This is a genomic window from Pseudomonas sp. NPDC087814, assembly GCF_044742865.1.
Taxonomy (GTDB): domain Bacteria; phylum Pseudomonadota; class Gammaproteobacteria; order Pseudomonadales; family Pseudomonadaceae; genus Aquipseudomonas.
The window spans coordinates 64449-74412 of record NZ_JBIUVK010000030.1; the positions used below are offsets into that span (position 1 = coordinate 64449).

General features: G+C 51.0%; 9 protein-coding genes. All 9 read right to left on the minus strand.

Annotated elements, in window-relative coordinates; all coding sequences use genetic code 11:
• Nucleotides 1–67 precede the first annotated feature (67 nt).
• Nucleotides 68–982: a GDP-mannose 4,6-dehydratase gene (locus ACIOMR_RS20575; RefSeq protein ID WP_008437699.1), complete on the minus strand. Its 915-nt coding sequence runs from the start codon at nucleotides 980–982 to the stop codon at nucleotides 68–70.
• The gene (gmd, locus tag ACIOMR_RS20580) at nucleotides 966–2003 is read right to left on the minus strand and encodes a GDP-mannose 4,6-dehydratase (protein ID WP_008437698.1); all 1038 of its coding nucleotides are present in this window, start codon (nucleotides 2001–2003) and stop codon (nucleotides 966–968) included. The genes ACIOMR_RS20575 and gmd overlap by 17 nt, the downstream gene beginning before the upstream one ends.
• A 26-nt stretch (nucleotides 2004–2029) precedes the next feature.
• Nucleotides 2030–3478, minus strand: a complete 1449-nt coding sequence (locus ACIOMR_RS20585; RefSeq protein WP_008437697.1) for a mannose-1-phosphate guanylyltransferase/mannose-6-phosphate isomerase — start codon at nucleotides 3476–3478, stop codon at nucleotides 2030–2032.
• Entirely contained in the window at nucleotides 3475–4740 is a 1266-nt protein-coding gene (gene wecC / locus ACIOMR_RS20590; protein WP_102368425.1) for a UDP-N-acetyl-D-mannosamine dehydrogenase, read from the minus strand. Before wecC ends, ACIOMR_RS20585 begins: the two co-directional genes overlap by 4 nt.
• Before the next feature lie 9 nt (nucleotides 4741–4749).
• A complete protein-coding gene (gene wecB / locus ACIOMR_RS20595; RefSeq protein ID WP_008437695.1) occupies nucleotides 4750–5880 on the minus strand; it encodes a non-hydrolyzing UDP-N-acetylglucosamine 2-epimerase in 1131 nt (376 codons plus the stop codon).
• Nucleotides 5881–6666: 786 nt separating this feature from the next.
• A complete protein-coding gene (locus tag ACIOMR_RS20600; protein ID WP_174717776.1) occupies nucleotides 6667–8037 on the minus strand; it encodes a Wzz/FepE/Etk N-terminal domain-containing protein in 1371 nt (456 codons plus the stop codon).
• Between the two features lie 387 nt (nucleotides 8038–8424).
• A complete protein-coding gene (locus ACIOMR_RS20605) occupies nucleotides 8425–8670 on the minus strand; it encodes a lipopolysaccharide assembly protein LapA domain-containing protein (RefSeq protein WP_008437692.1) in 246 nt (81 codons plus the stop codon).
• Between the two features lie 24 nt (nucleotides 8671–8694).
• Entirely contained in the window at nucleotides 8695–8991 is a 297-nt protein-coding gene (gene ihfB / locus ACIOMR_RS20610) for an integration host factor subunit beta (RefSeq protein WP_008437689.1), read from the minus strand.
• 339 nt (nucleotides 8992–9330) lie between these two features.
• The coding region (locus ACIOMR_RS20615; protein WP_401196097.1) for a S1 RNA-binding domain-containing protein at nucleotides 9331–9964 on the minus strand (634 nt) is incomplete at its 5' end.

Genomic DNA, 9964 nt, shown 5'->3' on the forward strand with positions numbered 1-9964 from the left:
CGTGAGCGGACATATTAGCAAAAAAACATATACGCACAGTGCACCAACCCGTTACTTGCCAACCGTATTAAACACGTGCCTTCTGCTGATACATTGACAGCAATGTATCGTGCAAACTAGGCACATTAATTTCACCTACCACATCAAAGAGCTTGGCCGGACTACCATAAAGCTCTTTAACTTCATCTTCCCTGACAAAGGCAGGATCAACTGTTATCGTTGGCCGATAACCTGCAATCTGTTCCATTTCATCAATCACGCTCAGTAAGGAAATGCTGCGCCCCGAGCAGATATTTATAAACTCACCACGTTGATTGGACGTCAACAGCCTTGAATAGGCCTCCACCACAAAACCGACATCAGACAAGTCGCGGGATACATCCAGATTGCCCAATCTGAGCTCCTTTTCTCCACGGGCAAATGCGCCCACGATCTTGGAGAAAACGAATGACTCCGACTGGCCGGGTCCAGTGTAATTGAATGGCCGTACCACCAATATAGGCATACGAGAAAACCACTTGCGGACAAGGGCCTCCATCGTCAGCTTGCTCAGTGCGTAATGATTAACGGGCTGCGGTTCACTGCTTTCTGAAATAGGCGATGAAATAGCGTTCCCGTAAATGTTTGCACTGCTCGCAATGATGATTTTTTCAACGACCACCTCAGCCTCCTTAATCGCATTAAGAAGGCTTTCTGTACCCAATACATTGACTCGGTAATATGACAAGGCATCGCTGCTGGTGACATGCGCCAGCGCGGCCAAGTGAATAACATGGGTGGGCTGAACCTGTTTTATCCAACCACTGAGTCGCGCCGTGTCATTCAGGTCCGCATCCAAGTGGTCAAACTCACAGGCCAGGCGCTCCCCACCAAGGCCGGCAACCCGCCAGCCGGCCTTGGTGAGGCTTTGCGCCAAATGCTTTCCAGTAAAACCCGAGAGCCCTGTAATCAGTACTGTCCGATCTTTACTTTGAAGTGCCATTGCGAACCCTTCTCAAGTCAGCTTCAACCATCAGCTGGCACAGTTGCTCCAGCGTCGTTTCTGGTTTCCAGCCTAACCGCTCTTTTGCAAACGAAGCGTCGCCAATCAACAACTCGACTTCCGCGGGTCGATAGAAGCGTGGGTTAACTTTTACCCGGGTGATGCCGGTACGACGGTCAACGCCGAATTCGTTCTCGCCACTTCCAGACCAATCGATATCAACCCCTACGGCCTTGAAGCTCATGGCAACAAAATCACGAACGGTTTCAGTACGGTTAGTAGCAAGCACAAATGTTTCCGGTGTGTCGATCTGCAACATCCGGTGCATGCCATCTACATACTCTTTAGCGAAACCCCAGTCTCGCTTGGCATCCATGTTTCCGAGTTCCAGCACTTGCTGCTCGCCCATTTCGATGCTGGCAACAGCATCGGTAATTTTACGAGTAACAAACTCTTTTCCTCGCAGCGGAGACTCATGATTGAACAGAATGCCGCTGGTGGCAAAAATATCATATGATTCGCGATAGTTGATGGTTGTCCAATGCGCAAACAACTTCGCAACACCATAAGGGCTGCGTGGGTAGAAAGGCGTGCTTTCAGATTGAGGAACAGCCTGTACCAGCCCAAACATTTCAGATGTCGAAGCTTGATAGAAACGAATCTTCGGATTTACTATTCGGATCGCTTCGAGCAAATTAAGCGCACCGACTCCGGTAATCTGCGCGGTAGTAATTGGCTGATCGAAGGAAACGCCTACGAAGCTTTGAGCCGCCAGGTTATAAACCTCGTCCGGGGCGCAATTCTGAATTAAACGAATAGTTCCGGAGAGATCAGTCAAATCAAATTCGACAAGATGAAGATCATCATGCCCAAAAACACCAAGTTCCTCTAATCGCCAGAAACTTACAGAACTTGTGCGGCGATAGGCGCCATAGACCTTATAACCCTTGGACAGCAGCAGTTCGACAAGGTAAGCCCCATCCTGACCTGTAACACCAGTAACCAGCGCATGCTTCTGCATCTGTACAACTCCTAAAAATTTAAGCCTTAAACACGTCCATAGGTATCGTCAAATCGAACAATATCATCCTCACCCAAGTACGTTCCCGACTGCACCTCTATGATCTCAAGAGGAATGGTGCCAGGATTGGAAAGGCGATGAACATGGCCAATAGGGATATATGTACTCTGGTTTTCGTTCAGCTGGAAAACACGATCTTCACAGGTGACTTCAGCGGTGCCAGACACAACAATCCAATGCTCCGCCCGATGGTAATGCTTCTGCAAACTCAAGGTTGCTTTCGGCTTCACCAATATCCGCTTCACCTGAAAGCGTGAGCCCGAATCTATGCTGTCGTACCAGCCCCACGGGCGATGAACACGACGATGAAGCTTTGATTCTGGCCTGGCCTTGATATTCAACGCTTCGACAATAGCCTTCACACCCTGGCTACGATCTTTATCCGCAACCAATACGGCATCAGGCGTCTCGACGATAACAATATTTTCAAGCCCCACGGCCGTTACCAAACGGTGAGAGGCGTAAACCAATGTATTGGAGCTGGAGTCTATTATTACGTCGCCATGGGTAGCGTTTTGTTTTTCGTCCTTTTCACTCGAACGCCAAACAGCATCCCATGCTCCAAGGTCAGACCAACCGGCATCCATCGTGAGCATTTTCAACGTCAGGCCAGCTGAAGGCGTTTTCGCGCAATGCTCGATCACGGCATAGTCAATCGACTCAGGCGGTATCAGGGAAAACGCGTCAAGTTGTGGTCGAATAAACCCATTATCTTCAACTCGGCCCTTCCACGCGGCCTCAGTGGCATCGAAGATGTCACTTCTGAACGCGCCCAGTGCTTTCAACCAGACTGACGCGCGCAGCACAAAAATACCGCTATTCCAGAAATAGCTTCCATCTTCCAGGTATTTTTCTGCGGTTGTCCGCTCAGGCTTTTCAACAAACGCATCCACCCTCTTGACGGTAGAGGGATCTGCCGAGTGGATATAACCATAACCCGTCTCAGGGCGATCAGGCGTAATCCCCAAGATCACAATGCTGCCGTCTTTCGCAACATCGACCGCTTTACTGACCGTGTCAGTAAAAGCTTGAATATCGAGAATCATCTGGTCGGCCGGGACAACGACCAGAACCGGGTCAATCTCCTCTCCCACCTCATCGCGCGCATAAAGCGCCGCCAACGTAAGCGCAGGGGCCGTATTGCGTCCTACCGGTTCAAGAATGACAACAGCTTTAGAGACGTTCATTTCCCGGATCTGGTCGAGACACAGGAAACGATGCTCATCGTTGGCAACGATGCATGGAGCCAATAAATCCGAGCCTTGACCGTCAATCTTCAACAGTCGGGCAATCGCCTGCTGAAACAACGTCTCCCGCCCCGAAATTGCCAGAAACTGCTTCGGGTAAAGAGTTCTGCTAAGCGGCCAGAGTCTCGTTCCCGAGCCTCCAGACATAATAACCGGAAGAATTTTCATACAAGCCAGATTCCCCGGGTATCAACAATCCGGCGACCCTCGAGAAGTGAAGAAGGAACACTTTTGAATGGCTTGTGATCCACCAGTAACAACAAGACATCCGCGCGCTCAAACGCTTCTTCTATTGTGCACAACTCAGCGTTCGGCAACGTCGCAGGCAGAGAATCAATATTAGGTTCTACGACAATAACCTTCCCGGCGTGCCGGCTTGAGATATTTTTCGTAATTTCCAGAGATGGACTTTCCCGCAGGTCGTCAATATCAGGTTTGAATGCCAGGCCGAAGCACGCGATAACAATGTCTTTTTCCGACTTCCCGGGGTGACTCGACAGATGATCGGCCACAGCAGCATCAACTTTCTCCATAACCCACGACGGTTTTGAGTCATTGACTTCACGTGCAGTTTGGATCAGTTTCGCCTGGCCTTCAGCCTGACTCACGATGAACCAAGGGTCGACGGCGATGCAATGCCCACCCACGCCAGGTCCTGGTTGGAGGATATTGACGCGAGGGTGCCGGTTGGCGAGCTTGATAAGCTCCCACACATCGACATCGAACTTATCGCATATCATCGACAATTCGTTCGCGAAGGCAATATTCACATCGCGAAAGCTGTTCTCGGTCAACTTGCACATTTCTGCTGTTCGGGCGTTGGTGATAATGCACTCGCCCTCTACAAACAATTTGTACAGACGTGTGGCGGCTTCTGAGCACTTGGGTGTCATCCCGCCGATGACGCGATCATTCTGTACCAACTCGCGCAACACGTGACCGGGAAGCACGCGCTCAGGGCAGTGAGCCACGCGAATGTCCGACGCCTCGCCATGGGTCTGCGGGAACGTCAGGTCAGGGCGTGCTTCAGCCAGCCATGCCGACATCTTTTCAGTCGCACCCACGGGAGAAGTGGACTCGAGGATGACCAGATCACCCTTTTTCAATACTGGCGCAATGGATTTGCTTGCGGACTCAATGTAAGAAAGGTCCGGAGCATGACCATCCTTGAAAGGAGTGGGCACCGCAATCAAGAAGGCGTCCGCCGGCTCAGGTCGTGTACTGGCGCGCAGATACCCCTCGGTCACGGCCGCGTGCACGACTATGTCCAAATCAGGCTCAACGATATGAATCTGTCCGCCGTTGATCGTATCGACGGCCTTTTGATTAACGTCGACACCAATGACCTTTAACTTTCGCGCAGCAAAAACGGCTGCGGTTGGCAAACCGATATAGCCCAAACCAATTACAGAAATAGTGGAAAAATCCATGACCAAACCTTAATTTTTGAAAGTGGCTAGAGCATTAACAATACGCATGCAGGCGTGACCGTCACCATAAGGATTATGAGCAACGCTCATCTCCTCGTAAGCCTTCTGATCAAGTAAAAGCTCACGCAAGTGGTGAACTATCTTGTCCTTCTCTGTACCGACCAATCTGACGGTACCCGCCTCAATCGCCTCAGGCCGCTCGGTAGTGTCCCGCATGACCAGCACGGGTTTGCCCAAAGAAGGTGCCTCTTCCTGCACACCACCGGAGTCCGTCAGAATCAAGTACGACCGATTCATCAAATAGACAAAAGGTAGATAATCCAATGGTTCGATGAGGTGAATATTTTTTATACCAGCCAACAAACGGTTGACCGGTTCACGGACATTTGGATTCAAATGAACGGGATACACGATCTCCACATCATCAAACTCATGGGCAATCGAAGCCAACGAACTGCAGATCCTTTCGAATCCATCGCCGAAGCTTTCACGCCGATGCCCTGTCACAAGGATGACGCGGCGTTGAGCAGGTAAAAATGCGAACTGCTCGGAGAACTTCTGTTTTAACTGGTCATTGGTCTCGAGCTTCTGTACGACCTCAAGCAGAGCGTCGATTACAGTATTCCCAGTCACATGAATCGCGTCAGGTGACACCCCTTCACGCAGTAAATTCTGTTGCGATCGTTCAGTAGGAGCGAAGTGAAGAAGCGCGAGTGCTCCCGTCAACTTTCGATTGGCCTCTTCCGGCCAGGGAGAATATAAATTTCCGGTGCGAAGCCCAGCTTCGATATGAGCCACAGGAATTTGCTGATAGTACGCCGCCAATGTAGTTGCAAAGGTCGTAGCGGTATCACCATGCACCAAGACAATATCCGGCCGATAAGTCCGGAAGACCTCTTTCATTCCCTGAAGAATACCAGTTGTCACGTCGGTAAGGTCTTGACCCGACTTCATGATATTAAGATCAAAGTCAGGTTCAAGTTTAAATAACTCTAACACTTGATCCAGCATTTCACGGTGTTGACCCGTGACGCAGATTTTGGCCTCAAAACGCTCATCTGCATTCAACGCTAAAGCTAATGGAGCCATTTTTATAGCTTCCGGTCGCGTACCGAAAACACTCAAGATCTTTAAAGTCATTAGATTACCAACGATTCCATATCATTATTTAGTCAGAGAATCAGTCTGGAAACCAGCAACGCTGCCATGCCCCTGCCTGACCTACCGATTACGCGCAAGCGAGTTTTCGCCGCTCCAACTGCAACCGCCTCTGCTTTGCAGCGCAGCATATCATCAACAAGCGTGCCAACATAACGCCTGGCTGGCTCAACCACACGCCCCATGAGACCCCATCATCCCCCCCTCAGTTCAGGACAGGACAAGGTTTTACCGCAACATTTGCGGTGAGCCGCTTCACCGCAATGGTGCGTCGCAACCTCTCATTGAAATTGGGCTTTTGGTTATTGCCCCACAGGAACCCGACCTATCCGAGATCGCAATTGGGCCCACGCTCGACTGTGCCATGCAGCTCGTTGCTAATCGCCGGCGCACCCTGCACGACCGACCTGGCCGAACGGGACGCCCTTATCAAATTCCGAACCAATACTAGCCATAAGCCATTAACCTGGAGACCGCACATAAAAATCCACATCAAACCGTATTAGGCGGTGCACCATCAACTATTAAACCAACAATACAAACCTGTGCAGGACGCTTGACGCCCGCACAAGTAAACAAAGATCAAATACCGAAACGCCATGAAGACTCGACGCAAAGCTTAGTAACTTTTGATAGCCGAGAAACCACCCAGGAATGCCCCTCGGCGGTTCACAGTTGCGCAAGCACGTAATGCAGGTTCCGTATGAAAGCAAGAAATACGGCCCCGAGGGGAAAACGCGTGAAGCCAAAAGCTTCACGGCCTTGGAGTTATTTTCGGTTTAACTTATTGCCAGGCTCTTGTTGCCGATCCAACTGAGCGACCGAATGGAGAAGTGAGCCTGCCGGCTCGTGCCCATCGCGTTCTGCATTGTCGCGAACAGCACGTAACCCCTGCCTGACCAACGCAATACCAATCGCGACAATCGCCCCCAGGAGCAGGCCAAGAAAAATGATCAATGGACGATTCGGACTCGACGGAACCAACGGCTCAAGGGCCTGCTGGTCAATACTCACCAGCCGCAGCTTCGCCAGGTCGATATTCAGGCTACTCAAACGGAAAATCTCTGTTCTCAACGGTTGAACGCCCGCAAGAAAGATATCTTCATTTTTTCGAGCATCCAGGACCTCAATCTCTCGGTTGGATGCGAGCAACTGAAGTTCCTTGGCGATTTGAGCGATGCGCGACTCGGTAAAATCATCCGACTTGCGTGACTGCAATGCAGCAAGCTCAGCCTTAAGCGCATCTACCCCCATAAAATAAAGTGGGATCTGCTGGTTGTTCACCTCCGTACGCATCACGCTACCAGCGTTCGTCACGGCCGATTCACCAAGTGAAGAAGGCGTAGCCGGCTTTTGAATGCCCAGGGAACGGGCAATCCCTATAGCCTCATTCAGCTGAGCAATACGGTCGCTACGCAAGGTTTTCAACTGAGAACGCAGCGCCTTCAACTCATCCTGCAATTGCGCGCGTTTCAACGAGTCAGCTTCTCGCAATGACGCTATTTTGGCTTCTTTTTCAATATCGTAGTTTGAGCGAGCCGAATCGAGCTTGCCTTTAAGCTCCCTCAAACGGTTTTTAACGATCACATTCAAATCAGCCGTGACGCGTTCGCGCTCACTTTCGATAGCGTAGTCGACAAAGCCATTAAGAATAGAGACGCCGTCGACGCCTTTCGGATACATCATCTCGAGCTTGATGTAAGAACTCAGCGAGTTTTTCTTATCTGCATCAGGAAGAATCAAACGAATAGAGTCATGATTGAACTCCTGAAAACTCTGCTCCAGAGTCTGCCCAGGACGAACAAATTTCTCGAAAAGCTTCTGGTTTTTCTTGAAATAGCTCAGGCGCGTATCATAAGAGTCGAGCGCTGCGCCCACTTTGAGGAGCGCGTCAGCCGGAGGAAGCTGATATATCTCTGATCGATTTAGCGCATCCAAATCATTAATCGCCGCAGGCCGCAAAACCGTGCTGACCTTATATACAGGGGCAGCTAAAAATGCGTAGGACGCCGCAATCAATCCCGCCCCGAGAGTGACGAAAAGCAGAAGTTTTTTTTGTTGCCAGACAGACGCGAAAAGTCGCACAAAATCAATTTCGTCGGACGATCGAACCGGGGGAGCACGGAAGCTACTACTCACAACAAAAACCTGCCTTCAAAGAGAAACTGCGGGCTCGTTATGCAGACAAGATTGTGTATTTTTATTTTAGTTATATGGCCGAAAAAACCCAGCGTCGCTGCCGGACTTTAGCGCACAAAATGCCTGTTATCGAGAACAGATTCCATTTTGCCATCTCACTGACATATTACAAGTCTTGACATATCTGTAGGAGTCTTCCTACACAGATAGGGGCAACCCTTATATAGGCCGTCCGAAAAGGGCAGAAAAGCAAATTTCGTAGCCGCGAAACAATAGTCAGTGGTATCGCCGGACTTACCACATGCCGATCACTCGACGTAACCGATGCGCACCGCACCAGAAAAATCCGACGAACGGCTCGCGAGTGACACAATAACCATTGAGCCTCTACCCACGCCTTGCGGGCATGGACTTTTGACGTCGGCCCCACCCAACGATGACACTAAACAGTGGTCCCAGCAGCATTCCAATTATCAAGGCCACGACCACAAACACCGACACCGGCATCTGCCCGGTCACCCAGCCCAGGAATGAAAGAGACGCGCCCTGCTGGTTTTCCAGCACGAACCCCAACACTGCCAGCACGACAATTAGCATAGCCAGCACCAGAACAACGCGCTTAACCCCACGCATAACCTTCTCCTACCCCAAAAACACTCAGACGCTTTCTTCTTCGTCTTCGTTCACCCGATCGCGCAATTCCTTGCCCGGCTTGAAATGAGGCACGAACTTGCCGTCAAGGCTGACGGACTGCCCGGTTTTTGGGTTGCGCCCCACACGAGGCGCACGATAGTGCAGCGAGAAGCTACCAAACCCACGAATTTCAATCCGATCGCCGGTAGCCAGACATTGGGACATCTGCTCAAGCATGGTCTTGATGGCCAGCTCCACATCCTTGGATGAGAGCAGCCCTTGATGGGTGACAATTCGTTCGATCAACTCCGACTTCGTCATATTTTTCCCTTCTTTTTCAAGCAGCTAGGAAAAGCGCTTCGAAGGTTTTAGCATGACCGGAGGAATTTGAACAGCCCATGTATTGACTTATATTCAAAGACTTGGGGTGCAACTCGAAGAGAGTTGGCATTGCGCACCACGACAGCCAGCTCTCGCTCAGTCTCACTGGAGGCACTCCAGCGCGATCGCTGCCAGATAGAGCCTGTAAGCGCGAACGCGCTGCCAGCGCGACGACGGCGCTCCAGCCACAGAACGCCAAGGCGACGCTGCACACAACACCAAATCCCAGGCACAAAAAAGGGCGACCGAAGTCGCCCTTTTTCTATGGTCTGACAGAACTTAGTTCTGCTTTTCCATTTGTGCACGCAGCAGGTCGCCCAGAGTGGTAGGACCAGCAGAAGGCTCAGAGGTAGCTGGCTTGTCGCGCAGGCTCTGGATGGCTTCTTTCTCTTCAGCATCGTCTTTCGACTTGATGGAGAGCTGGATTACGCGGCTCTTGCGGTCAACGCTGATGATCTTGGCTTCTACTTCTTCGCCTTCTTTCAGAACGTTGCGCGCGTCTTCAACGCGGTCACGGCTGATTTCGGAGGCTTTCAGAGTCGCTTCGATATCGTCGGCCAGAGTGATGATGGCGCCTTTAGCGTCAACTTCCTTCACGATGCCTTTAACGATTGCGCCTTTGTCGTTCTCTTGAACGTACTCGGAGAACGGTTCACTTTCCAGGTGCTTGATACCCAGGGAGATGCGCTCGCGCTCTGGGTCAACCGACAGGAGAACGGTGTCCAGCTCGTCGCCCTTCTTGAAACGACGAACAGCTTCTTCGCCAACTTCGTTCCAGGAGATGTCGGACAGGTGAACCAGACCGTCGATGCCGCCGTCCAGACCAATGAAGATACCGAAATCGGTGATCGACTTGATGGTGCCGGAGATTTTATCGCCCTTGTTGAACTGGCCAGAGAATCTTCCCATGGGT

Coding starts and splice junctions, on each gene's coding strand:
- wecC (WP_102368425.1), bottom strand. CDS start 4,740: ATGGATTTTTCCACTATTTCTGTAATTGGTTTGGGCTATATCGGTTTG.
- ACIOMR_RS20585 (WP_008437697.1), bottom strand. CDS start 3,478: ATGAAAATTCTTCCGGTTATTATGTCTGGAGGCTCGGGAACGAGACTC.
- wecB (WP_008437695.1), bottom strand. CDS start 5,880: ATGACTTTAAAGATCTTGAGTGTTTTCGGTACGCGACCGGAAGCTATA.
- gmd (WP_008437698.1), bottom strand. CDS start 2,003: ATGCAGAAGCATGCGCTGGTTACTGGTGTTACAGGTCAGGATGGGGCT.
- ihfB (WP_008437689.1), bottom strand. CDS start 8,991: ATGACGAAGTCGGAGTTGATCGAACGAATTGTCACCCATCAAGGGCTG.
- ACIOMR_RS20575 (WP_008437699.1), bottom strand. CDS start 982: ATGGCACTTCAAAGTAAAGATCGGACAGTACTGATTACAGGGCTCTCG.
- ACIOMR_RS20605 (WP_008437692.1), bottom strand. CDS start 8,670: ATGCGTGGGGTTAAGCGCGTTGTTCTGGTGCTGGCTATGCTAATTGTC.